The following is a 26,290-nucleotide window of genomic DNA, read 5'->3' as shown; positions in this document are numbered from 1 at the left end:
AGGTAAGATACTATCCCGGCAGTATTAATTCTGTTATCCCTTTACTGCTCCGATTGTAACGCCTTTGGCAAAATATTTTTGCAGGAAAGGGTATGCCATCAGCAAAGGAGCAGCGGACACTACCACGATACAATATTTAAGCTGTTCTGCCAGCTTTTGCTTGGTAACCATGGCATCTCCCGAGGAACCCATCTGATTGGCCTGGTTCATTAATACCAGATTTCTTAAGACTACCTGCAGAGGCATCTTGGAATCATCCTGCAAATACATCAGGGCATTGAAAAACTGGTTCCACATAGCCGTTGCATAGAACAGGCACATTACCGCAATAATGGTCTTTGACAGCGGTATGGCAATCCGGAAGAAAAACCCAAAGTCCGAACATCCATCCATCTTGGCTGCCTCCAAAAGCTCATCCGGCAGACCGGAGGAGAAAAAGGAACGGCATACAATCAGGTTATAGGCGGATACTGCTACCGGCAGTACCATAGCCCAGATGGTATTGTAAATGCCAAGGTTTCGAATAGTTAAATATAAAGGAATAATTCCTCCGTTAAAGAACATGGTAAAAGTGAATAAGAATATCAATCCCCGGCGTCCTGCCAGGTCCTTTCTGGATAAGGCGTAGCCTGCCGGTACGGTAGCAATAAGTGCCACAATTGTTCCTGCCACTGTATAAAGTATGGTGTTTTTATAAGCCGTCCAAAGCGGCATGTAATTTAAAGTCGTTATGTATCCTTTTAAATACACCTTCACCGGGTAAAGCAAAGGTTTTCCGGAATTTACAATAACCGGGTCCGTTACAGAAGCTATAACCACGTAATAGAGAGGGTAAACAATAACGATGCACAGAATCAGCATTATCAGCCCATTGCATATCTGAAAAATGCGGTCTCCTTTTGATAACTTCATCAACCGATGTTTCTTTGTACGTATCTTCATTTTAATAACCATGCCCTTTCCTGTACCTCCTAAAAGATACTGATATCGCTTGCTTTTCTTGCTATCCTGTTGGCTGCCACCAGGATAATGAAATTGACAACGGAATTGAATAGTCCCACTGCCGTAGCAAAGCTGTATTGTGCCGTCTGCAGACCCACCTTATAAACATAAGTGGAGATTAATTCACTGACAATGGTATTGGAACCGTTCTGCATCAGGTAGGCCTTTTCATAACCAATGTTCATAATATTTCCTATCTGTAAAATCAGCATGAGTATTATAGTCGGCATAATTAGGGGAATATCGATATATAAAATCCTTTGAAATCTGGAAGCACCGTCAATGGTCGCCGCCTCATAATAATCAGGGCTGATGGCGGTAAGGGCTGCGATAAAAATTACTGCGTTAAAGCCCATTGTCTGCCAGATATTTGATCCGATAAATAATGTACGAAACCACTCCGGAAGAGAGGTAAATAAAATCCCCTTGCCGCCGGATCCCAGACGGATATTATTAATCACACCATTTGCCGAGAACATAACAGTAATAATGCTGACAACAACTACATTTGACATAAAGTATGGTGCATAACTGATCGTTTGGATTGTTTTCTGAATTCCTTTTTTCTGAATCTGATTCAGAAGCAGCGCAAATATGATAGGTATCGGAAACGCAATGACCAGACTTTCCAAGCTGATAATTACCGTATTCCATATGGCATGAACAGCAATGCTGGTACTGAAAAACTGTTTAAAGTATTTAAGCAGCGGATCTGCCCAGGGACTTGCCATAATTCCCGCCCGGATTTTATAATCCTTAAATGCAATAACCAAGCCATACATCGGATAATAGGCAAAAATCAAGGCCCAAAGCAATGCCGGTATTAACAAAACATAGAGCTGCCAGCATTTTAAAACCTGCTTCACTGACAAAAACTGAATTCTCTGTCTTTTTTTCATATCTTTACCCTCTCTCACATCATACAAAACTGTTTATATGGAACCCGTTCCATATATGCATTATAATCACTTTTCACTATACTGTCAATATATATTTATATATTTTTATATATTTCATTGTTTTTATCCAGTGTTTTTTGTATATATGTTCCTTACAAGCAAAAAGAAGGACCCTTTCCTTAGAAAAGAATCCTTCTTTTTGTTCAATCTATTATGGAACGCTCTATGTTGTTCCACCCTGTTTCCATGTAACAGGTACTATTTTCCTCATTGTTTGCGGCTCATTGCCATCAATCATATCCAGAACCATATCCACACAATTTCTGGCAAGTTCTCCGCAATCCTGCACAACAACAGATAATTCCGGATAGGTTAGATTCGTTATCTCGGTACCATCATACCCTATTATCTTTAGCTGGTCCGGCACTTTAATCCCCATCTTCTGTGCTACTACAAGACAGCTCATTGCTCCGATATCATTGGTCATAAGCCCGTCTGCTTCCTGAATAACATCCATGTATTGGAGGACAATGCTTTTATTATAAGCATAACTTAGCGCATCCCACTTGGTCCCTATGGTAATGACCTCACATTGATTCTCCTGCAATATCTGTGCCAGTACCTCATGACGCAGATTGGTAGTCTCCGATTTCCTTCCGGCTGTAAATTGAACCACCTTACGGCAGCCATCTCTTAAAAAGGCTTCTGCTGCCAGTCTTCCTCCCTGCCCATGGTCGGATAGAACAATAGGAACATCCGGTCCCCAATTTCTGTCCATACTGACAATTGCCCTGCCTTTGCGTCCCTCAAAATCCGCAAGAGAGTCTACACAAGCAATGATTCCGTCTACCATATTACGGTCCAGCATGTCCATAAAGCTCTGCTGCCTGTTAACAATACCAATAGTATTGCAAGCCAGGCATTTATATCCATGCTTTGACAGCTCCATTTCAATGTGCCGCATCATCTTTGCAAAAAAAGGATGCTCCAGATTTGGCACCATGACTCCCACAATTCCGTTCCTATTTCTAAAAAGCTGCTTTGCAAGCTCATTGGGGGTATACTCCAGTTCGTTTACCGCATCTATGATTTTCTGCCTTGTTTCTTCTGCCACATAGCCCGTATTATTTAAAGCCCTTGAGACGGTTCCCACCCCGACTCCCGCTCTTTTTGCCACTTCCCTGATGTTAGCCATCCATACCCTCCTTTGTAACCTGATAAACCAAATATTAAGCCTACTATAACATTTCCTTTCAGGAAAAACAAGAAAGGAAACTGATTGCCCGGCAGCTTGTAAAAATTCCAGTAGACATTCTGTTTATTTATTAGTAATATAAATTGATTGCCAAAATTTTAGCTTTGACAGTCATACCAATCTGCATTACCTACATAGGGGGAGGATATACGTGGAAACTCAAATGAAATTTGGTTTTAAAGATAAAAAGAGAATTTTTTCTGTTATTATAGCAGTTATTCTTATGGGACTGTCGCTGTCTTTTCTCATTCGTTTAAATTTCGGAACAGACCCCTGCTCCGCCATGAACTTAGGCATATCCAGGCATTTGCATCTTTCCTTTGGAACCTGGCTGGTGCTGTTCAATTTTATTTTGTTTATACTTGTTATTCTATTTGACCGTTCACAGATTGGCTGGGGTACACTTGCCAACATGCTGCTGGTCGGGTATAGTGCGGACTTTTTCAGATGGCTGTTTGACTTTATCCTGCCTGATAATGCCTTTACGGCTTTAAGTATCCGGATTGTCGTTTTAATACCTTCCCTGCTTATTTTCGTATTAGCTGCTGCCGTCTACATGGCTGTAGATCTTGGCTCTGCACCCTATGACGCCCTTTCATTTATCATTGCTTCCAAGCTAAAGAAAATTCCCTTCCGCATTATACGTATTGCCTGGGACATGACTGCCTGCCTCATTGGATTTTTACTTGGCAGTACTATCGGCATTGTTACCGTGCTGATTGCTTTTTTACTGGGTCCGGTTATTGCCTGGGTCAAAGAAAAAATCAATCGTTTTCTATAAACTTTCCCCATATTAAACCCATGAAGGCGTTTTCCAAGAACTCTTTGACAGGCTCATAGGTTTTATCCTTTTGGGCCTGTTTGATCCGCAGGGACTTTGTTCAATTTTGCAAATCGCGGGAGGCCGCCTTCCGTAGGGGGATATGATTCTCCCTGAATTAACGGCAGGGCGTATTCGATAAATTTTCGGTTTACCCCGTTGCCTTCCTTGTTAATCCATTCTCCCGGAACTTTCTTTTCAACATTTGCAGCATCTCTTAAGTCAACAAGCTTTATACTGCATTTATATTCAGGACCGTCTTCTCTCTCAAAGCCTATCATATAGCCCGACTTGCCTTCAACTGCACTTCTGACCGCCACTTGTCCGGCAAAATATGCTTCATCGACGTCTGTCTTAGAGGCACAATGGGCAGCACATCTTTGAAGCAAACTAAACTCAATGTATCTGACCGGAGCATCCGTTTTATCTTTCAGAGCTTTTACCAGTACCGGCGCCAATCCTCCCAGCTGCATGTGGCCAAAGGAATCCTTATTACCCGAGAGATCAGAGCTGTATTCTGCGATATATCTGCCGCTTTTATCCTTTATTCCTTCTGAAACAGCTACCATAACATTCTTATTTTTACTATAAAGCAAATCTGTTTCTTTTACAAAGTTACTTATATTAAATTCCACTTCAGGAAGGTATATAAGATCAGGACCGCTGCCCTTATGGGAGGCAAGAGCGGTAGAAGCGGTAAGCCAGCCCGCATTTCTGCCCATTATCTCTAAAACGGTAATTTTTCCTTTATCATAAGCTTTAGTATCGTGGTAAATTTCCATTGCGGAAGTTGCAATGTATTTTGCCGCACTTCCAAATCCAGGGCAATGATCGGTACCCCAGATATCATTATCAATTGTCTTAGGGATTCCAATTACTCTGCAATCGTAATTTACCTGTTTAAGATAATCGCTGATTTTATTGCAGGTATCCATGGAATCATTTCCGCCATTATAGAAGAAATATCTGATATTGTACTTCTTAAGCACTTCCAGAATTCTTTTATAATCCGTATCATCCTTGGCATCTTTCAGTTTATAGCGGATTGAGCCCAGTGCCGACGACGGTGTAGTCTTTAATAATTCAAGCACGTAGGGAATCTCTTTACGCATGTCGTAAAATTCTTCCTTAAGTACTCCCTGGATTCCATATGCCAAGCCGTATATTTCAGTAATGCATCTGTGCCTCATAGCTTCTTTAAAAACGCCTGCCGCACTGGCATTAATTACGGACGTCGGTCCTCCTGACTGCCCGAAAATACAAGCACCTTTTAATCCTTCCACTTTTAAAAACCTCCTTAAACAGATTGGACTTGTGTTTCAGACACAAGCCCCTATCCGTTCCTCTGACGCCGCACTAAGTTAATCATAACGTAACTGATTATTCTTTTGACAAATAATTTAGTATTTCAGACATTTTCATAAATTCTTCAATCGATTGAGCAATTTCCTTTACTCCATTTTCTTCTTGCTTTGTCTTTAGCAGCGTCACCTTACTTAACTCCGATGTCTTAGTAACCGAATCATTGATTTGACGGATAAAGCCTTTTATTTTATCCATTGTAGTCTTTGATTCACCGGATAGCTTGCGGATTCTTTCGGCAATTACGTCAAATCCTAATCCGTTCTGCCCAATCCTTGCCGCTTCAATTGTTGCATTTATTCCTAATAATTGAATCTCATCTGCAATGTCCCGAATAAATTCCGTTATTGTGTTGATTTCCTTTGACAGGCTCTTCACATTTTTTATTTCACTATTGAGCATATTCTGGCTATTTGTAACCTCAGTGGCCGATGATGCCAATTCATTAATGGTTTCTGTCATTTGAGAAACATTTTCCTGGATTTCTGCCGCCATTTTTATAAGTGAAAGTCTCTGGTATCCCATTCGTGAGAATTCGCCCGTTACTAAATAAAGAAGATATGCAGCTGCACGGACCTGTTCCTCCGGCAAAATTTTTACTTTCTCTATTTCCCTTAAATATTCATCAGGGTCTGCGCCTATTTCTTTCGCTACTTGTAAGAATACTTCCTTGTCGGGTAATGCTGTCAACACCTGACCGCCTAACATCGTACCAATCAGTCTTCCATCCAAGAGAATAGGTGCCGCAAAATCCATCAGACCATTTTTGCAATAATAAACTGCAGGCTTTCCCGTTTTTGCACTTTCAGCCCCGCCAAAAGCATCGCTTTGCATACACCTTTTAGCCCCTTGGGCGCACCCGCGGTTTGATTTCATACAAAAATCCGTAAAATTTGATCCCTTCGTAACAGGAATACCATCTTCATCCGTAATGATACTGGAGACACCAACAGCATTTGAAAAAGCATCCTGAAATCTTTGTAAAAATTCAAGACTGATCATATCCGTAAGTTTAAGCTTACTCTTATCCTCATCATAATTAAATGTTTCCTTCACCCTATTACCTCATATGATGATTTATCCAGTCGACAGCATCCTTCATTACTTCATCCCTATTGATTTCATTAAGCATTTCATGCCTTCCTCCCGGATAAAGCTTTAAGGTTACATCTTTAATCCCATATTTCTTATATGTATTGTAAAGTTTTGTAACACCCTTGCCATATTTACCTACCGGGTCTTTGTCACCGGAGAAAATAAAAATCGGCAATTTTTTCGGTATGAGGCTTAGATTCTCCTTATTCTCAACGTCTTTTAAACCAGATGTAAAATCATAAAAGAATCCGCCGGTAAATACTGTACCGCAAAAAGGATCATTTACATATTTGTCAACCTCTTCCTTATCTCTGGTCAGCCAGTCAAATTCTGTTCTGTTTGGTTTAAATTTATTATTGTAGCTGCCAAAAAACATTTGATTCATCTTCTCACTCGCCGTTTTTCTGCCATGCTTTTTTACTTCCTTTCCAGCTAGCAGCCTCGCTACGCCAAGCATGATTCCCTGCTTTCCGTTTGAACCTGACAGTATTGCTCCTTTTAAATCATTACCATACAGCATGATGTATCTTTGCACTGCAAAAGACCCCATGCTGTGACCCAATAAAAACAACGGTAAATCCGGATATTCCTGTTTTATGATCATGCTTAACTGATGAATATCCTTTACAAGCCAATCAAATCCGTCTTTATCAGCAAGATACCCTAACTTTGCAGGATCACCGGCTGTTTTTCCGTGTCCTCTGTGGTCATTCGCATAGACAATAAAGCCTTCCTTTACCAAAACCTCTGCAAATCTTTCATACCTATTTGCTGTTTCCGCCATGCCATGTGCAAACTGTACAATACCCTTCACTTTGACATTCTCATCCGGTTTCCAGACATAGACAAATATTTTTGTCCCTTCCTCTGACTTAAAATCAAGATTACCTGAAACCACAACCATTCCTCCTTGCCACAATAGCAAACTTTTTACCTTACTCTATCTCTTGAATTGATTCACAATATAAGTGAAAATAATGCCTATTGCTGTTGCCCCTGCATCAGGCATATTAATGCTTCTTTCACCCAGATAGCTTGCTCTGCCCTTTGAAGCCACAATCAGCTTCGTCTTTTCGGCACCTTCTACAGCTTCCCGTGCACTTTTTTTCATCGCATCCAATATATCTTCGCCTTCTTTGGCACTTATCTTTAAGGATTCTGTTGCAGGAATCAAAGCATCCAATAAAGTCTTATCCCCAAGCTTTGCTCCGCCTCTTTTTTGTATGCCATCAACAGCACTCTGCAATAGCCCACTCATTTCTTCCAGGGTGATTTCTGTTTTACCTTCCGCATACTTCCCTGCACTACGAAAAGCTGAACCCCATATCGGGCCGGAGGCTCCCCCGCAATTTTCAGTTATAATCATTCCACAGTCTTTCAGGAATAAACCGGTATCTTCTTTCGAAAGCCCGGCCCATTCGCTTCTTAATATTTTAAATCCTTTTGCCAGTGACATTCCAAAATCACCATCACCGGCTGCAGAATCCAATTCACAAAAGTACACTTCATTTTCTATAATGACCTCTGCCATTAAATCAATTATTTTAACAATATCACTTGCATATAACTTTTCCATATATTAACTCCTTTCGTAAATAGCAAATTTATTATTACCAGATCTTTATCGCGGGTGTATCTGAAGGCTCATCAAGTAATTCCTTCAACTCCTGATCGAGTCTAAGTAAGGTTACAGATGCCCCTGCCATATCAATAGAGGTCATATAGTTACCTACAAAAGTTTTATAAATCTTTATCCCTCTTTTTGCTATGGCATTGCTTACTGAGTTGTTCAAAAGATACAATTCCTGAACCGGAGATGCCCCAAGTCCGTTTATGAGAAGTGCGACTTCATCCCCTTGCTGATATGGAATATCCTTCACAATTCTTTCTACCATTTTTTCTGCAAGTTCATCGGCAGGAACAATCTTTTCACGCACTATTCCCGGCTCACCATGAATGCCTACGCCAAATTCCATTTCATCTTCTTCCAAAGTAAATATTGGTGTCCCCTTTGCCGGTACTGTACAGGAGGTGAATGCAAACCCAATTGACCTTACATTTGCAATTGTTTTTTCAGCTACAGCCTTAACCTGTGAGAGATCCATTCCTTTTTCCGCTGCCGCGCCTGCTATTTTATGCACAAACACAGTACCTGCAACGCCTCTTCGTCCAATTGTATATAAGCTGTCTTTTACAGCCACATCATCATTTACATATACTTTTTCAACTACGATATCTTCATCTTCCGCCATTTCAGAGGCAGCATCAAAATTCATGCAATCTCCGGAATAGTTTTTAATAATTAATAGAGTACCTCTATTCGACCGTGTTTCCAGGATAGCGTTGTATATCTGAATTGTCGAAGGAGAGGCAAATACATCCCCGCAAACTGCGGCATCTAACATCCCTGTACCCACATATCCTGCATGGGCCGGTTCATGCCCGCTCCCTCCGCCGCTGATTAAGCTGACTTTATCTTTATTAAGCCTTTTCCTTTTAATGATTTTATATTTTTCAGATAAAACTAGTTCCGGATGTGCCAGTACTATTCCTTTACACATTTCATCCACTACCGTTTCCGGCCTGTTAATAATTTTTTTCATAATCATCCTCCTATTTTGCTTTATAAGCTTTTCCTATCGCATCCGCAGTAGCAATGGCAGCTGCAACTGTCTCTGTACTTACCGGGAATGGCATGGAATAAATAGATTCCTCCGGCTCACACGCTTTTTGGGCTACTTTCATTAGCTCTTCTCTGGAAACAGAGTCCACTCCGATATCCGCCAGACACACCGGCAAACCAATTCTCACACAAAAATCCAATACCTCATATAATTCTTCTTCCGGTGCATTTTCTAGTACAAGCTGTGCAATCGTACCAAAAGCCACTTTTTCTCCATGGAAATATTTATGGGTTCCAGGGAGCATTGTCAATCCATCATGGATAGCATGGGCAGCCGCAAGCCCTCCGCTTTCAAAGCCTAAGCCGGATAAAAGGATATTGGCTTCTATAATATTTTCTAAGGCCGGGGTAACCATGTTACAGTCACAGGCAAATTTTGCTTTTTCACCCTCTTTTAACAGGGTCTTATAACATAATTCCGCTAAGGCAATTGCTGTATTTGTCCCTTTTGCTTCTTCGCATAAGCCTTCTCTGAAACCGCACGGCAGGCCTGCATTAACCTTTGAATAAGAATCTTTCGTTGCTCTCGCCTCAAAATAAGTAGATAATGCATCACCCATACCGGATACTAAAAATCGGGTAGGTGCATTGGCGATTATTGTTGTATCAATCAGAATTACACTTGGACTTTGTTTAAAGTATGCATAGTCATCAAACACTCCATCCGGTGTATACAGGACTGCGGAATGGCTGGTAGGTGCATCCGTAGCTGCAATTGTAGGACAGATAATCAAGGCCTCACCCATAGCGACACATTTAGCAGTATCAATAGCCTTACCCCCTCCTAATCCAATGGTGCAGGCACATCCATTCTCTTTTGCAACTTGCTGCAGCCTTGCTACTTCCTCTCTGGAGCATTCGCCCTTAAACCCGCTTTCTATAAAAGTGATCTGAAATTTTTCCGAAGTAGCATCCAACTTCTCTCTTACTCTGGCTACATCATCGGAGTGAGCAATCAAAAGTGCCGATTTACCGAAGCTTTTCACAAAATACCCCAGATTTAACAATTCATCTTCTCCCTGTACATACTTTGTTGGGCAAATAAATGCTTTTCTCATATATATCCTCCTTTAAATTTGTTATAATGTATAATTGCAATGCATATATACAATTATTTATAGTTATTTTTTACATTTTCATTGTAGCATGCCATCAAAGAAATAACATTGGACTATAGCATCTATTCATATAAAATAAAAGTCAAAAATTTTAGTTAATAATGTAAAATTTTCGTATCATTAAATTAGGTTTTATTTGCAGCAAGCCCATACATACTTGACTTTTCACTTTCTTTCACTATATAATCGGAATATATAGCAATATTATAATAATATTTTCCTGTCAATATTTTTTCTATCATGAAAATCAATTTTTGCATGGAGGAATATAAATTTGAAAATAACCTTAACAGATATACATCAAATTGTTAATCCCGCTAAATTTCAAAAAATTCAGGAGGATATTTCTCAAGCTACGGAGCTTGCGCTTATTACTGTTGATTACAAGGGGGTCCCTCTTACTACTCACAGTAATTGCAGCGAATTCTGTAAGAAGGTACGTTCCTCCAAGTATGGGGGATATTGTGAAAAATGCGACTCTCATGGAGGGCTGGAAGCAGCACGGATACGCAAGCCCTTTATTTATCTGTGCCACGCGGGACTTGTAGATTTTGCCATCCCGATTATTGTAGACGATTTATATTTAGGTGCATTTATGGCCGGACAGGTACTTTTGGCCCCGGAAGATGCTGAACATGAACCCGAACATATTCTGCATAGAATCGACAGCACAATAGACATCTCCTGTGACGCCAATCTGCAGGAAAGCTATTCCCAGCTTCCTGTTATGCGTTTAACAAAGATTATAGCCCTGGCTAATATGATTTTACATATAGGCAATTATTGTGTAGAAGTTGCTATTCTTAATAAAACTGTTACTGAAATAACTTCTAAAGATAAGAAAACGAAATCAGATAAAGCCCCTGACTACTCTTATGACAGCGCCTATAATAATACAAAGACAATTATCAACCGCCCTGCCAAGGAATCCAATAAGCTTTTAGAACCTGCCTATGCCTATATAAAAAAGCATCCCGAGGAAAAGATATATCTCTCTAAAATAGCTGCTCTATGCAATATTTCCCCCAGCTATTTCAGTAAGCTGTTTGCAAAAGAAAATACCGGAAACCTCTCTGACTATGTAAACCACATTAAAGTAGAACGTGCAAAAGAGCTTCTGCATAACACGGACTGGTCTATTCGTACCATTGCCGAAAGTTTGGGTTATGATGACTGCGGCTATTTCATTAAAGTTTTTAAACGTGATACACAAAAAACTCCTCTGGAGTATCGGAATGACTTTACGACAACATCTATATCTAAAATCAACATTATGAACCAGATCTAAACCATATAGCCTCCCGTATTTTATTGCGGGCTGCTTATTCTCTTTATCACTTCGGCCAATTATAAGGGGGTATATAAAAAGTGTTAACTTTTTATATACCCCCTTATAATTGAAAGGAATAGCAGAGAGAACAGGTCAACTAATATTTCCTTCATTAAAGCTATAGATCCCGTTCCTTTATCAATAGATTCTCCGTGGGTTTTACCCGGCTTAGGAATAAGACATAGAGCAGACAGAATATCAGCATACTGGCAGGCAGGATGTAAAAGGAGCCCCGTAATCCGATTAAGTCCGTCAGCTTTCCAAAAAAAGCATTAAAGCATATGTCACATACCGTTGCCAGGCTTATAATAGCACCGGTGGCGGTAGCAATTCCTTCTTCCCGAAAAAAACTCCGTATCATAAGCACCAGTGTTGGATACACAATAGAAATACTAATCCCGGAAATGCTAAGAAGTACTATCCACTTTCCGCCAAGAAGAATTCCGGCGATATAAAAAACAGTTCCCAAACTTGCAAATATGCCGATACTTTTGGAAACTCCAATCTTTTGGACAGCCGGTGCCAAAAGAAGACGCCCCAGGGTTATCCCGCCGAAAAACACGGACAGGTATCCTGCAGAGATTTTTGCTGTCATCTTAAGCTCTTCGGTGCCATAGATTAAAAGCCAGTTCAGTATCCCATGCTCTGCTATGAAATAAAAACCAAACAGCAGGGTAAAGAACAAAAAAGCCGGTGTTTTCATAATATCCCTGTAAGATACCGCCTTCTTCTCTCCTTTTACATCCGGGATGTCTTTAAAAAGAAGAAATAAAAGACCCGCCAAAGCAATAACAATAAGCCCTATATTAACCGACTTCCAGACTGCAAAGTTCAAAGAAATCCTTCCTATCCCGCTCTGGCTGCCACTGGTACCGATGCCCTGTACAAAATACAGCACATTGACAATCAGCCCGGGGGATGCGGTAAAGATTACCGGCACCAGAATGTTAATTGTCGTATTTATCAGGGTAGATGCACCCACACATAAGAACATTCCTACCAGCAATACCAGATAGTTATCCGTCAGGATAAACAAAAGGATGCCGCTCATCCAGATGAAAAGCACACAGATAAATACCTGCTTCTTTCGGAACCGGTCAATAAAGGCCCCGCCTAAGAATAAAAATGCCAGATTTCCAATATAGCTGACGGTTATGATCAGGGAAACCTGTGTTGCATTTAATCTGAAATGTTCTGTAAATACCATGGCAAAAATACCGCGCAGGCTGTCATTGGCTCCCATAGCAATCATAATAAGCATAAAGCTTATAAATAACACGGTCTTATTCTTCATCTCTTAGCTTCCTTTAGGTTTCTTCTTTTCCTTCTAAATAAATCAATAAACTCCAATAAAGGATAAGGTAGGTGCAATCCTGGCATCCAGAATATGAATCCTTATATGCCCTGTCTTTACGGCAGAAAGGGGAATGATACGCTTATATCCCACAACAGTTCCCTCATAAAGGGTAACAGACCTGCTGCCTGCCTCTGCCGTAACTTTAAACTGTTCAATACGCTGGCTAAGGGTAATATTTTCCTTTAACACAATATATCTTACTGTCTGTTCCATGTCCCATTGAAGGTCGATCACACAGGCGGTTCTTTTATCCTCCGTCCGAAAATAAGTCTCATAACTGTCCTCTCTTACCTGTTCGATGCCAAATCCATCAAGCTGGCAGTCAGAAGAAAGCCTTGCACTTAAGAGCAGATTTTGGTAAAAGCTATTCTTTAAAGAATCACCCAGTTCCTTTAGCCTTTCCACATCCTTTTCATAAATCAGTCCCTCCCCGGTGGGAGGTATATTCAAAAGAAAAGCGGCATTACCGCCAACAGAGCTGTAATAGATGGAGAGCAGCTCTGACAGGGAGCGAACCATCTTATCCTCTTCTTTATGATAAAACCAGCCCGGGCGGATAGAAGTATTAACCTCTGCCGGATACCAGATGAAATCCTTCTCATCCGCCAGAACTTTCCTGCTTCCAAGGTCCAAGTCTGCCGCGGTAATTTTTCTCTCCCGGAAGGCAGAATGGTCTTTTTGCTGGCTTTTTTCCGCAATCGTCTCCGTTTCACTGGTTCTTCCCGGTACCACGCTCCATTCCGAGGGCCTGGTATCCCCTGCCTCATTTCCGCACCAGCGGATGTCCGGTCCGCAGACACTGATACAGGCACCAGACTGAAATTCTCTTATAATGCTATAGTACCTTTCCCAGTCATATTTCTGTTTTTTACCATTGCTTCCTTCTCCGCAGGCTCCGTCAAACCAGACGGAAAATATCTCGCCGTAACCGGTCAAAAGCTCTGTGAGCTGATTGACAAAGAAGTCATTATATACCTCTCCAAAGCCATAGGTTTCCTGATTCCTGTCCCAGGGCGAAAGATATATCCCAAACTGTAGGCCTCCTCTTTTGCAGGCCTGTGATACTTCCCTTACGATGTCTCCCTTTCCTTCCCTGTAAGGACTGGCCGCAACGGTATGCTTTGTATACCGGCTGGGCCATAAGCAGAAACCGTCATGGTGCTTACAAGTCAGAATAAGTCCCTTCATGCCGGCTGCCTTTACCGCCCCTACCCATTGGTCCGCATCCAGCCTGTCCGGATGAAAGCTTGCGGGATTCTCTGTTCCGTCTCCCCATTCCCTTCCGGTAACCGTATTGATACCAAAATGGATAAAAGCATAGAATTCCAGCTGCTGGTGGGCAAGCTGCCTGGCACTTGGAACAATCTTAATCAATTCTCTATCCAGCTCTTCCATTCTCAATCCTCAAACATTTCAATGGTAACCAGATTATCCATGAAGCGATAGCGGAACCGTACAACCGTATTATCTTTCTCCACCTTAAAGAAGCCTTTATTGCTGGAACCGCTTCTGGGATAGGTATCATAGCAGTAGGTTGCAGAAAGGGTTCCATAGGTGGATACGGCATAATCGTACTCACCGGCATAAGGCATTACTACCGACAGGGTATAGGTATTATCCCCGATATAGTACATCCTTGTAATCTCACTGTTGGAATCGTTCTTTATTGCTCCCACAAAGGGCTGAAAGCTTCCGTACACCACGATTTTCTCCGGCAGTTTCATACCGGTGGCTTCATCATAAACATTTTTGGCTCCGTAATCTAAGAGTCCCGGAGGATTTCCGGCCTTTTTACGAAGAGCATCCCCTGTTTCCCAAAGCCTTTTCACCGTTTCTTCCTGACTAAAGCCCATAGGGCAGGCAGGACTCTTTTCATTAATCTGGTAATAATCCTGATAATCCATCGCTGCGTTATCGGCCCGTTTCATATATACAGCTGCCTTATCAAGGGTTCTTCTGAACGGTATTTCAAAGTAGGCATTTACATTGTTAACAGCCGTCCACTTATAGGTATATTCCAAAAAGTGCTTTTGACCTTCTTCGTCCTGATTCGCAAACCAGCCAATCTGGTCATACCCCCACCAGTCCATCCAGGCCCGTTCTTCATAGGAGTAACGGTGAAAATCCTCTGTCACTTTGCCGCCCCAGTTGTCATACTCCATCAGATAGGGCATGACCTCTGCGCAAAATCCATTGGGATTTTCTCCTCCTTCGCTAAAGCCTTCCCTTACAAGAACCAGCTTTTCCCCTTTTCTGTCCAGTAAAGGATATCTGGTAAAGGGCATGGCGTGATAGTCAAGAAGCAGCTTTCCCCTGATACTGATGCCATGGCTATGGGCATCTAAGAGTACCTTATGCCTTCTCCCATGAATTCTGGCATAGTCACGTATCATTCCGGTTAATTCTGCCATCTTCACCATCCCTAAGTCATTGGCAGTATAAAGATGTATCTGTCCCATATGAAGGGCCTCATAGCCTGCATCGATATATCTGGTGGCACGGTAATAAAACCAGAGCCTGGTCTCTAATTCATTGATATCGGGAAGTGCTCCGTCCTCTCCCCAGATAAATCCCCGGGGCTTCTGGGGAAAGCGCATTTTCTCAAAGCAAAAACCCCTGTCTTCTGTCTCCATCCCAAAGGCTTCAAATACATAGGCCGGTACTTTAAAATTCTCTATGTGCCGGTATACCGCTTCAAAGATACAAGCCTGCAGGATAATATCCGGGTCTATTTCATGCACCCGGTCTGCCAGGTACTTTGACTTGCTAAAATGCTCTTCGTCATCCTCATCAGGTTCCCAGATTCCGGAAGCCCTGCCGATGAACTTTACTCCCATATTTTTTAATGCCCTTAAATCATCTTCCAAGGTCTTCGTATGGACAAAAAAGGCTGCTGTTACCGCTCTGGAAAGATAATTTTCCAGAACGTCTTTTTCAATTATGGTATCAAAATAATAATTCCTCATTGTAATTTCTGTCCTTCCTTATTCTGCATAAACCTGCATTACAAAGAGAGCAAATAAAGAATTCGCCCAGGCAAACCATTCCCTGGTGAATTTCGACGGGTCCCCGCAATGGAATCCCTCATGCATTACCTGACAGCCGGCATCGGTTTCAAGAATTACTTTAAGAAGTTCTTCTTTCTCTTCCCGGCTTACAGCCGTAAGTCCCTGCATGGTAAGGGAAATGTGCCAGATATAATCCTCTGGTGTGTGGGGACTTCCGATGCCTTTCGCCTTACTTCCCTCGTAATAATACGGATTAGCAGAACTTAATATAAACTTTCTGGTATTTTGGTATACCCTGTCCTCCTCGTCCTTATAGCGCAGCCAGGGTATTGACAGTAAGCTTGGTACATTGGCATCATCCATGAGATTGTAATTGCCAAACCCATCGGTTTCATAAGCGTAGATTTCACCGTATTTCTCATGCTGTATAATACCGTATTTCCGGATTCCGTCCTCTATTTCTCCATGAAGTTTCTCTATCTGTGCTGTAAGCGCACTGTCTTGAAAAATGTTTTGCGCAATCTCTTCCATATAACCCAGTACGGTAGCGGCAAACATATTAGCAGGAATCAGATAGCCATAACGGCAGGCGTCATCGCTGGGGCGAAAGCCTGACCAGGTCATTCCCGTATAGCCGCAGGGCTCACCGCGGCCTTCCCTGGTCAAGGTATCCGAAGGCGGGCAGTTTACGCGTACAAAGGAATAGGAAGAATCATTCTCATGATTTTGTTCTCTCTTCCACAAATCCAGAATGGTTTTAAATACCTTCTCCACCTCACCGGTAAAAACAGAAGCATCTCCGGTAACCTTCCAATATTCATGAAGCAGCCAGACGGGGTAGCAAAGAGAATCCACCTCGTATTTACGTTCCCAGTTCCAGGGATTAGACTCTGTAATGTCCACTTCCCAGCATCTGCCGTTGGCTTCTTCGTTAAAGGCATTGGCATAGGGATCTATGAGTATATAACGCATCTGTCTTTTGATTAATCCTTTGATAAATTCTGCGATAATAGGGTATTCCCTGGCAAAGGGAAGATAATGCACTACCTGGGCAGAGGAGTCCCTTAACCACATGGCTTCGATGTCCCCTGTAAATACAAAGGCCTCTCCCTCTTCTAAAAATCTCGTTGTTGTTTTTGCCGTACTGGCATAGCAGTTAAGAAATGTCTGATGCAGCTTTTCTTCACCGGAAAATCTTTCTCCTATTTTCTCTGCAATTTCTGTTACTGCCTCGTTTAGTTTAAGTTGTTTTTCTTCTGGTCTCATAATGTGATAATCTCCTTCTGCTGCTATTTTAACAGAAGTGTCCTTTTCTTTAAACTCTTTAAAATATTTTTTTTATTCTAAAAAGGCAGCCACAGAAGCCGTTAGGATACCGGAGGCACCTTTTGCGTGCATACTGCTCTCACTTCTGTTTACTGATGTACCGACGATATCCATGTGAATCCAGGCAGTATCCTCTTCTATAAATTCCTCCAGGAAACAGGCCGCTGCATTGGCGGCTCCGTCGCCTTCCGGAGCATAGTTTATAAGGTCCGCTGTCTGGGTACGGTACAAAAGCCTATGGTAACATTCATCCAGCGGAAGCCTCCATACCTTTTCTCCCTGGATTTTTGCCGTTTCCCCAAATGCCCTGCATATGGCTTCCTCATTGGAATAAATTCCAGAGATTTCATCTCCCAGTGCCTTTCTGCAGGAATTGGTCAGGGTGGCAAGGTCAAGAATCGTCTTCGCTCCCTTTCTTTTTGCATAAGTCAGGGCATCACAAAGGATAAGTCTCCCTTCCGCATCCGTATTGTACACCTCTACCGTCTTGCCGGACATGGTCGTTATGACATCTCCCATCCTTAAAGCAGAAGGACCGATAAGATTCTCCACTGCCGGTATAATAAGAAGAAGGTTCTTTTTGCTTTTCTGCCTGACGGCTATTTCAAAAGCTGCTGCCATATTGGCGGCACCGCACATATCGTATTTCATGCCATCCATAGAAGAAAGGGATTTTAAATGGTAACCGCCGCTGTCAAACATAACTCCCTTCCCAACTAAGGCGGTCACTGGTGCTCCTTTTAGGCCTTCGTAATAAAGAGTAATAAGTCTGGCTTCCTCTGTGCTTCCGCCATTGACCCCAAGGATTCCGCCGCTGTGCAGGGCGCTTAACTCCTGGCCTCCTAATATTTCGCATTCCAGCCCATAGTCCCTGGCCAAATCCTCCAAATATCCGGAAAACTCTTTGGCACGAAGATAATTTGCCGGCATGTCTCCAAGCATTCTGGCATAATTTATACACTGGCCGTAATCAGCTGCTTTGGCGAGACTTTTTCCTAATGGGGTACTGTTTATAATAGTAACCATGCAGGATTTTTTTTCTTCCTTTAACTCATCCCTAAGGGAATAGATTCTTTTTCCGGGCAATTCCTTTATCTTTTCTGCTGCAAAGGAATAAGCCCCGTAGTACATGGCCTTTACAATGGCCTCTGCAATCTCCTGTTCCTGCAAGCCCGGTAACTGCAAGCCTTCCAGGACAATCTGGCAGTCCCCTGATAACTCCCTGCCAAAGGTGCAAAAAGCATCTCTTAGACTTTCAAGCCCTGACTTTCTTCCCTGCTCCAGCATTAGAAAAGTTACACAAAGGCTTCCTTCTTCCTCTTTAAGAAATACCGTCTGCTGCCCGGCATTCTTCTGCCTCTTAAGCACGCCCTCAAATACGTGGAGTATCTTCTCCCAAATCACCGGTGAAGGACCTCCTGCCAGCTTTTTAAGCCTTTCTTTTAACTCTTCTGCCTCCCTGTAGGGAATTACCAGCAGATCATCAGAAGCTTTCTCATATCTTTTATTTTCTGTAAATTTCATAGTCTTTCCCATGCAGGCTCCCATGGCATAAAGCCTGCGGTACTGCCTTTCTGCTTTTATTATAGATTTCTCCAAATACGTCCTTCGTGCGTTTATCCTGCCTCTAAAACCGAAGTAACAGAGTCTTAATCTCATAGGGCTTTACCAGAAGCCGGATGGGGCCTGTCTCATAATCCCCCATGGGCTCTTCCATCAGGCTGCATTCACACCAGGCCTTTACAGGAAGGGCAGTTTCTACCAGTACCGCCTTTCTGGCACCGGTGAATTCATGGAAGCGGACTACTACTTCCTTAGATTCTTCCGCCTGTTTCATGCAATCCACGGATATATTATCTTCGCTGAAGCGTAAAAAGCTTTCTCCCAATCCCTGCACTTTTCCGGGAACTGCCGTAAGCGGATTATTCAGGTCAAAGGCCTCCTTTTCCAAGTCACTTTCATACCACTCTTCCCTGTGAGGATAGAGGGCATAGGTGAACTCATGAAACCCTAAGTCCGCCTTGTAATCAGGATCTATGGCAGACTTTATCAGGGTAAGACGGATCGTATCCTCAAAGATGTCATGACCGTATTTGCAATCATTTAATAAGGCCACGCCATAACCGGTCTCACTGATGTCCGCCCATTTATGGGCTGCCACCTCAAATTTTGCCGCCTCCCAGCTGGTGTTTCTGGTAATAGGTCTTCGGATATTTCCAAATTGAATGTCGAATCTGGCATCTACTGCCCTTATATTTACGGGAAAAGCTGTTTTTAAGAGCTTTTGCTGCTCCTGCCACTCTACTTCTGTCTTAAAATCAATACGCTTTTTGTTGTAATACAGGCACATACGCTGGGTAATCACTGATTTATGATAATTCCATTTGAAAGTAACAAAGATGCCAAGGGCATTTTCTTCCACGAAAAGCTCCCTTAAATCCTCTACAATTTCCATCTTGTCATGATGGGTCGCCTCCAGTTCCCAGGCGTCAAAACATCTGGGCTTATCTTCAAATACCTGGAAGACATTGCTGCATTTACCATCAGCCAAAATCTCTCTGGCGGCTTCCCTGTCATAGATACTGGTCAGCTGGCCTTTATTGTTCCAGGCAACCCGGTAATAGGCAGTTGAAATCTCCCGGACAGCATCTTCTCCCGTAAATCTTTTTACAGGAAGGGGTTTCTCTGCTGTTTTCTTGAGAACAGTAAAGGAGAAAGGCTCCATATTCTTTACGAAAGCAAGGGTTCCGCCCTCTTCTGCCAGGCAATCCAGCACCTCGCCCTTTTCATCCACAAAGGCAGTACCAGCCTCTGTCCCCGGTATGAAAACATAGGAGCTTCGTTTCCAGTTGGAATTATTCCAAACGGTATAGGTTCCCTCTTCCCTGCTATATAGACTTTGGTTTACCTTTAGCATCACGCTTTCTATATGCTTTTTGGCAATACTATAGTTTACGCGGCTGTCCTCATACACTTCTCTGATGGAGGAACCGGGCAGAATATCATGAAACTGATGGCAAAGTACAATCTTCCAGGCTCTGGTAAGCTCTTCTGCCGGATAGGCAAGCTGCGAAAATATTTCTGCCAGTACCGATAACATCTCTGCATCTCTTAGAGAGAATTCCATCTTTCGGTTCATCCTCTTGTTATAGGCCTGGGAAGTATAGGTACCTCTATGGAATTCCAGGTACAATTCCCCGTCCCATACCGGAAGATAACCTTCCAGTTCATTCTTTTCAACCGTATCATTCAGCCTGTGAAAGTACTCTGCTGCACTCTCTGTCTTTACGTGGGGAATCCCCGGAAGCTTATTTAAGTGCTTTATGGTTTCCAGCATATCACGGTTGGGTCCGCCGCCCCCATCGCCGTATCCATAAGCTATGAGCAAATCCCTGTTTAAATCCTTATTGCTGTAATTATCCCAGATTCCCTTTACGGCATAGGGCCTGGTATCTCCGTTATAGGTATAGTAATCGGAACCCTGATCTGTAGTGGTAATAAAATGTGATACTATCTCTGTTCCGTCCATTCCTCTCCATAAAAAGGTATCATAGGGAAGTTTATTCATGTCATTCCAGCTTATCTTTGTTGTCATAAAGGTGTGGATACCGGATTTTTTCAGTATCTGGGGAAGTGCCCAGGAATACCCGAATACATCCGGCAGCCAGAGAAAATCGTTAGTATAGCCAAATTCCCTCTCAAAGAAAAGCTTTCCCATTAAAATCTGCCTTACAAGAGACTCTCCGCTTACCAGGTTGCAGTCACACTCAACCCACATGGAACCGGAGGGTTCCCATTTGCCTTCTTTCACCCTTTGCTGTATTTTCTCATAGATATCCGGATAATTCTCCTTGATAAAGTCATAAAGCTGGGCCTGGGTCTGGAGGAAATGGTAGTAGGGGTAATTCTCCATCATCCGGTTTACGGTAGAAAAAGAGCGGGCTGCCTTTTCTCTGGTATGCTTAAGCCTCCAAAGCCAGGCAACGTCAATATGGGTATGCCCTAAAAGGCTGACGCTGACATCAGGTTTCCCTCTTCCGTCCAGTTTGCTGTCCAGATATTCATAAGCATTTCCTATGCTCTCATAAAAGGAAGGGGACCCTGTTTCCGTATAATTCACCAGCTGAAAAGTTTTCACCAATATGCTAAGAAGCCATTCCTTATACTCATGGTTTTTATCCAATAAATCATAGGTCTCCATTGCACTTCTGGTAAGAAAGTAGAAATCATCTGTCTTATGGTCCAGTACCCCAAACTGGGCACGTTCTATCTCCATGGGCATATCCTTTGGTACACCTCCGCCGCTAAGACCGGACCATACGCGAAATTTTAAATCAAACTCCGTACCGTTTTCTGCTACCTCAAAGAATACTTCCTTGTGGTTGCCATCCACTCCCTGATAGGGTACGCCGTTTAAGTACAAGAGGCTTTCAAAATGGCTGTTGTTTCCCGTTCCTTCCGGAACTCCGAAATCAAAAAGTCCAACAACCTCTTCCTCTTTCATATCCTCCGGGATGGAAATATGGGTACACAGCCAGTTGTACTGATCCCACCCCTTCCAGCGGTAACCAATTCCTACCTCCACCGGTTCTCCCTGGGGAAGCCTGTTCCCGTTGCTGCCGTCATCCCCATACCAGTGAAAAACAGGAATATCCTTTAGCTTCTTATAGCGCTGTTCTTTCAGTTCCTCTATTAAATGATTGATTCTGTCTCTGTTGTGAAAATCAAAGGGCATATCTTTCTCCTTTCATACTAACACCCATGCATTTCGCAAGTTTACCAGTAGATTGCTTGCAATCTACACGAAACTGCCTAAATCAAAAGTGAAAAATGCTTTCTATTTTTCACACTAGCTCCCATGGCATAAACCATCTGCTTGCAGATGATTTACTGCCTCAAATCAGGGTGTAAAATGCTTTTATTTTACACTAAACATTCCATAAGCCCCGTCATAACGTTCCACCAGTCTTTTTGCAAGAGAATAGGAATTGATGAGCGGATGCAGCGTCAATGCCTGAATAGCGGTTTCTTTTGACTTTGTTCTGACAGCTTCTATCGTAAGCTTTTCATACATTTTAATCATTCGGATGAGAAGATAAGAAGACTCCGGTACCTCTCCAATGGGAACTGGGCATATACCCTTCTTTGATACATTACAGGTAACCTCAATTACATCCTGATCCAAAAGCCCCTTGATGCAGCCATTGTTTTCTATGGATAAAACCAGGTTGCAGCCTTCCTCACTTTGCAGTCCTTCAATACAGTCTAACATTACGCCTGCATAGCCCATTCCGTCAGGAACTTCCAGGACACCTCTTTTAATCTCTTCCCTTTTGCCGCTTCCTGTTTCAATACTCATATAGGAGCTTTCTCTAAGTGCCATATAGTAAAGGAATATTTGAAGTGCTCCTTCGGGGTCTGCTTCCATATCCATGTTCTTTAATTCCTTCATCATTTCACCATTGACCGCTTCAATGGTTTTGCCTCTGGTTTCCCCTGACTTTAGGATATTTTCCAAGGCCTTTTCCCTGTGATAGAAATAATACAGATATTCATTGGGCAGAAATCCGGTAGAACGCAAAAGCTCCGGGTCAAACATGGAGAATTCCTGGACTTTATTTAAGAAGTCATCATCCTTAAGTAAGCTTTGCAGTATTTCTTTTTCCTTCACCTTAACACTTCTTATCCAGGACAAATGATTTAAGCCAAAGAACTCCACATACAAATCCTTTTCCTCTACTCCCAGCGCCTTTGCCATGCGGACTTTCGTGCTGCTGGGTGCATCACAGATTCCGATTATCCTGTCATAGCCGGCACTTTTTAGTGCCTGGGTGACCAGTCCGGAAGGGTTTGTAAAGTTAAATATCCAGGCATTTGGTGCATAAGTGCGTATCAGCTCACAATATTCAAGGAGTACCGGTATGGTGCGGACAGCCATGGAGAAACCTCCCACTCCCGTTGTTTCCTGTCCGATAACACCTTCCTCGAGGGCAATGGTTTCATCTATCACTCTGGAATGATCCCCGCCAACTCTTAAGGTAGTTACGATGTAATCCGCTCCGGTAATAGCCTCTATGGGGTTCTTTGCAATCTCCAGTTTAAGTTCTTCTTTTCTCCTGCCTATTACATGGGAGCAAAGCTTTCCGATAATCTCCTGTTTCTCACTGTCAATATCGTATAGCACCACCTTGTCTATGTTTAATTTCTTATAGCGTGCTAACAGACCGTTGATAAATATAACGGTCCTGACACCTGCTCCTCCGATTACTGCAATCTTCATAACTTTTACCTCCCTTTCTGTTCTTCCATAAATTCATATAGTCTGTTTTCTGAAGGAAATGCTGTATTTCCTCCATAAGCTGTTACCGATAGGGCTCCGCAGGCATTTCCTATCAATAAACATTCTGTCAGACTTTTTCCTTTTAAATACCCATAGATAAACCCTGCATTAAAGGAATCCCCCGCCCCCGTAGTATCTGCCGCCTTCACCTGATAGGGGGCAGCCTGGCAGAATTCACTGCCGGAATACGCAATGGAGCCTTTCTTCCCAAGCTTGGCAACAGCAATCTTTGCACGTGCTGCAAAATCCTTTATGGCCTCTCCGGCCTCTGCTTTCCTTCCGTAATGGATGGCTTCTGTTTCATTCATAAATAAGACATCAATGAAGGGAAACAGTTCATAGATTCCTTCATACCATTCACCGGAGGCATCCCAGCCCACATCGAAGCTGATGCTTACACTTTTAAGCTTTTTTACTTCCGCCAAAAGTTTCAGATATTCTCTGTGATTTTGCCTTCCCGCGTAGCCGGTAACATGGATATGTCTTGCCTGCCGTACCTTATTAAGATCTATGTCCTTAAGATTTATTTCTGCATTGGTTCCCCTGTAGGTTAAGAAAGAACGGTCCTTTTCATTGGTAAAGCTTAAGGAAATGCCTGTCTTATTTTTATTACTAAAGCTTAACAGGGAGTTATCCACATTGCTTTTATGAAACTCCTCCAGAATAAATCTTCCATAGCAATCTTCCCCGATGGAGCCTTGAAAAACAGGTTTAAGGCCTAACTTGCCAAGCCCCAGGGTAAAAAGAGCTGCTCCGCCTCCCACGTAGGTATCCATGGTATTTGTTAAGTCCTCCTGTCCCGGTTCCGGAAACTTCTCTACACCGGGAATAATGATATCCACATTTACATCACCATAAATAAATGCATCCCATTTCTTTTCTGTCATTTTAACCTCCATGCATTTCGCAAGTTTATTTGCGAAATTGCCTAAATAGAAAGTGAAAAATGTTTTTTATTTTTTACACTGATTCCTTTCCTTATGTATTTGCTATTGCCCCGCTTCTCTTCCTGGCATATTTTTGAAGTTCATTCAGTGTGAAGGACTGTACCCCGACAAAAACTGCTCCGTAAATAACTGCTGTCACTCCAAAAATAAAACCTCCATATAGCATAACCGCTAAATTAATCACTCCCATGGTATAGGCTATGTTTAATTTGCTCCATTTTTTATTCAATATTAGGGCAAGTACATCAAATCCCACTGTTGTCGCCTTTGCCTGAAGGCACATATAATATCCTGCGCCTACCCCTGCCGCACTTAGCAAAACAGATAACAGCTTGGGAAGATGTACGGTAAATCCAAGCTTACTAAACACATTGAACAGGGCCAGGTAGCAGATACAGCTGAATATTGTCCCAAAGAAATATTCCTTTCCCAGTCCGATATAGCATAAGCCTAGCAGCAATAGTGTTACCACATTAACCAGATACACTGTGGGAACGTCCAACAGCTTTGCCGATACCATGGAAAAGCTTGTTACCCCTCCGTTTATTATGTGGTTTGGTACCGTAATACAAGCATAGCAAAATGTGATAAGCAGATTGCCAATTAGAATATCCCTATATTTTCTCCAATTCATTTTATTATTTTGACCTCTTTCTTTCAAAAGCCTTGAATTTTAACTATATAAAAAATTCTTTACCCGCGCGCTTCTCATAATTAATATCACACCTTTTATCAGAGCAGCACCGCAGACATCCTGCAGGTATGCACGAAAGATAGTATAAATTACACGTTGGTAAAGAATCCTATGTTCTATTCTTTCACTTATTCTTTTACCGCACCTATCATGGCACCCTGCGCAAAATACTTCTGGATAAAGGGATAAACGCATAGGATAGGTACTGTTGTCACAACCACTGCCGCCATTTTCAATGAATCTGAAGTAACAGTATTGGCATTCTGGGCAATAGCCTGTGAAACCGTTGTAACTTCCCTGCTGGCCATTGCTTTTGATAACATCTGCTGCAACACGGTCTGAACCGGCCACAAATTGCTGGAGCGCATGTAGAAGGCTCCTGAAAACCAGTCATTCCAATGGTTTACTGCCGTATATAAGCCAATAACTGCAATTACCGGTTTGCTAAGGGGAATAATAATGGTTCCAAATGTCCTGAAATATCCGCAGCCGTCTAATTTAGCCGACTCCTCGAGACTGTCCGGGATTGTTTCAAAAAAGGTCCTCATCATTAATAAATAAGTAACACTGACAAGTCCTGGTACAACATAGACCCAAAAGCTGTCTACCAATCCAAGTTTGTTATATTGAATATAAGTAGGTATCATACCGCCGCTAAAGAGCATGGTAAAAGTAATCAGAATGGTAATTATCTTTCTTCCCGGCAATTCCTTTTCCTTTAAGGAATAGGCCGCAAAGGAGGTGACTAAAAGGCTGGCCAACGTACCGATAACTGTACGTGATATGGTGATAACATAGGCCTTCATAATGGATCCGTCCTGGAATACTTCTTTATAGTTAGCCCATGTAAATTTTCTAGTCCAGAAATATATTCCCCCTTTGGCTGCATCTTTTCCATCATTAAAGGATAAAGCAACGATATTAATACAGGGAAGAATAATCATAAGACAAAGTCCTATCAAAACGCAATAGATAAAGACCTGTAATACCTGCTCAGAAAAACTGGCTTTTATCCTGTTCTTTTTCATGTAAGCACCACCTTATCCTTGTCTTT

Annotated in this window: 21 protein-coding genes; 2 read left to right on the top strand and 19 right to left on the bottom strand. The window is 42.4% G+C overall.

What is annotated here, in order from left to right; all coding sequences use genetic code 11:
• Positions 1-33: 33 nt before the first annotated feature.
• From BUF11_RS20065 to BUF11_RS20055, 3 genes are all read right to left on the bottom strand, one after another.
• Positions 34-954: a carbohydrate ABC transporter permease gene (locus tag BUF11_RS20065; protein WP_084558787.1), complete on the bottom strand. Its 921-nt coding sequence runs from the start codon at positions 952-954 to the stop codon at positions 34-36.
• Between the two features lie 17 nt (positions 955-971).
• Entirely contained in the window at positions 972-1,901 is a 930-nt protein-coding gene (locus tag BUF11_RS20060; protein ID WP_084558786.1) for an ABC transporter permease, read from the bottom strand.
• A gap of 223 nt (positions 1,902-2,124) precedes the next feature.
• A complete protein-coding gene (locus tag BUF11_RS20055; protein ID WP_073590657.1) occupies positions 2,125-3,096 on the bottom strand; it encodes a LacI family DNA-binding transcriptional regulator in 972 nt (323 codons plus the stop codon).
• Positions 3,097-3,307: 211 nt separating this feature from the next.
• On the opposite strand from BUF11_RS20055, the gene BUF11_RS20050 reads away from it, so the two are divergent.
• Positions 3,308-3,937: a YczE/YyaS/YitT family protein gene (locus tag BUF11_RS20050; protein WP_242952429.1), complete on the top strand. Its 630-nt coding sequence runs from the start codon at positions 3,308-3,310 to the stop codon at positions 3,935-3,937.
• A gap of 62 nt (positions 3,938-3,999) precedes the next feature.
• On the opposite strand, the gene BUF11_RS20045 is transcribed toward BUF11_RS20050, so the two are convergent.
• From BUF11_RS20045 to BUF11_RS20020, 6 genes are all read right to left on the bottom strand, one after another.
• The gene (locus tag BUF11_RS20045) at positions 4,000-5,259 is read right to left on the bottom strand and encodes a 6-phosphofructokinase (protein ID WP_073590656.1); all 1,260 of its coding nucleotides are present in this window, start codon (positions 5,257-5,259) and stop codon (positions 4,000-4,002) included.
• A gap of 97 nt (positions 5,260-5,356) precedes the next feature.
• Positions 5,357-6,394, bottom strand: a complete 1,038-nt coding sequence (locus BUF11_RS20040) for a PocR ligand-binding domain-containing protein (RefSeq protein WP_073590655.1) — start codon at positions 6,392-6,394, stop codon at positions 5,357-5,359.
• Positions 6,395-6,398: 4 nt separating this feature from the next.
• Complete coding sequence (locus BUF11_RS20035) at positions 6,399-7,331, bottom strand: alpha/beta hydrolase (protein WP_330393920.1); 933 nt, start codon at positions 7,329-7,331, stop codon at positions 6,399-6,401.
• A gap of 42 nt (positions 7,332-7,373) precedes the next feature.
• Positions 7,374-8,009 carry a dihydroxyacetone kinase subunit DhaL gene (gene dhaL, locus BUF11_RS25080; protein ID WP_073590653.1) on the bottom strand — a complete coding sequence of 212 codons (636 nt, stop codon included), beginning with the start codon at positions 8,007-8,009 and terminating at the stop codon, positions 7,374-7,376.
• Between the two features lie 34 nt (positions 8,010-8,043).
• Positions 8,044-9,036 carry a dihydroxyacetone kinase subunit DhaK gene (dhaK, locus tag BUF11_RS25075; protein ID WP_073590652.1) on the bottom strand — a complete coding sequence of 331 codons (993 nt, stop codon included), beginning with the start codon at positions 9,034-9,036 and terminating at the stop codon, positions 8,044-8,046.
• 10 nt (positions 9,037-9,046) lie between these two features.
• The gene (locus tag BUF11_RS20020; RefSeq protein ID WP_073590651.1) at positions 9,047-10,174 is read right to left on the bottom strand and encodes a glycerol dehydrogenase; all 1,128 of its coding nucleotides are present in this window, start codon (positions 10,172-10,174) and stop codon (positions 9,047-9,049) included.
• Positions 10,175-10,508: 334 nt separating this feature from the next.
• On the opposite strand from BUF11_RS20020, the gene BUF11_RS20015 reads away from it, so the two are divergent.
• Positions 10,509-11,522, top strand: a complete 1,014-nt coding sequence (locus BUF11_RS20015) for a PocR ligand-binding domain-containing protein (RefSeq protein WP_073590650.1) — start codon at positions 10,509-10,511, stop codon at positions 11,520-11,522.
• A 160-nt stretch (positions 11,523-11,682) separates the two neighbouring features.
• On the opposite strand, the gene BUF11_RS20010 is transcribed toward BUF11_RS20015, so the two are convergent.
• From BUF11_RS20010 to BUF11_RS19965, 10 genes are all read right to left on the bottom strand, one after another.
• Positions 11,683-12,858 carry an MFS transporter gene (locus BUF11_RS20010; protein ID WP_073590649.1) on the bottom strand — a complete coding sequence of 392 codons (1,176 nt, stop codon included), beginning with the start codon at positions 12,856-12,858 and terminating at the stop codon, positions 11,683-11,685.
• 42 nt (positions 12,859-12,900) lie between these two features.
• The gene (locus BUF11_RS20005) at positions 12,901-14,316 is read right to left on the bottom strand and encodes an alpha-L-fucosidase (RefSeq protein ID WP_073590648.1); all 1,416 of its coding nucleotides are present in this window, start codon (positions 14,314-14,316) and stop codon (positions 12,901-12,903) included.
• A gap of 2 nt (positions 14,317-14,318) precedes the next feature.
• Positions 14,319-15,887 carry a hypothetical protein gene (locus BUF11_RS20000; RefSeq protein WP_073590647.1) on the bottom strand — a complete coding sequence of 523 codons (1,569 nt, stop codon included), beginning with the start codon at positions 15,885-15,887 and terminating at the stop codon, positions 14,319-14,321.
• A gap of 18 nt (positions 15,888-15,905) precedes the next feature.
• Positions 15,906-17,195 carry a glycoside hydrolase family 125 protein gene (locus BUF11_RS19995; RefSeq protein ID WP_073590646.1) on the bottom strand — a complete coding sequence of 430 codons (1,290 nt, stop codon included), beginning with the start codon at positions 17,193-17,195 and terminating at the stop codon, positions 15,906-15,908.
• A 72-nt stretch (positions 17,196-17,267) separates the two neighbouring features.
• Positions 17,268-18,854, bottom strand: a complete 1,587-nt coding sequence (locus tag BUF11_RS19990; RefSeq protein ID WP_073590645.1) for a M17 family metallopeptidase — start codon at positions 18,852-18,854, stop codon at positions 17,268-17,270.
• Between the two features lie 28 nt (positions 18,855-18,882).
• Positions 18,883-21,990, bottom strand: a complete 3,108-nt coding sequence (locus BUF11_RS19985) for an alpha-mannosidase (RefSeq protein ID WP_073590644.1) — start codon at positions 21,988-21,990, stop codon at positions 18,883-18,885.
• 183 nt (positions 21,991-22,173) lie between these two features.
• On the bottom strand, positions 22,174-23,535 hold the full coding sequence (locus BUF11_RS19980; protein WP_073590643.1) for a family 4 glycosyl hydrolase: 1,362 nt from the start codon (positions 23,533-23,535) through the stop codon (positions 22,174-22,176).
• Between the two features lie 5 nt (positions 23,536-23,540).
• Positions 23,541-24,482, bottom strand: coding sequence for a carbohydrate kinase family protein (locus BUF11_RS19975; RefSeq protein WP_073590642.1), 942 nt, complete (start codon positions 24,480-24,482; stop codon positions 23,541-23,543).
• A gap of 91 nt (positions 24,483-24,573) precedes the next feature.
• Positions 24,574-25,176, bottom strand: coding sequence for a YitT family protein (locus BUF11_RS19970; RefSeq protein WP_073590641.1), 603 nt, complete (start codon positions 25,174-25,176; stop codon positions 24,574-24,576).
• A gap of 188 nt (positions 25,177-25,364) precedes the next feature.
• Entirely contained in the window at positions 25,365-26,264 is a 900-nt protein-coding gene (locus BUF11_RS19965) for a carbohydrate ABC transporter permease (RefSeq protein ID WP_073590640.1), read from the bottom strand.
• Positions 26,265-26,290 lie beyond the last annotated feature (26 nt).

Source organism: Anaerocolumna xylanovorans DSM 12503 (assembly GCF_900143645.1).
GTDB lineage: Bacteria > Bacillota > Clostridia > Lachnospirales > Lachnospiraceae > Anaerocolumna > Anaerocolumna xylanovorans.
The sequence above is the reverse complement of the archived record's forward strand: the minus strand, read 5'-3'. Positions and strand labels throughout refer to the sequence as shown.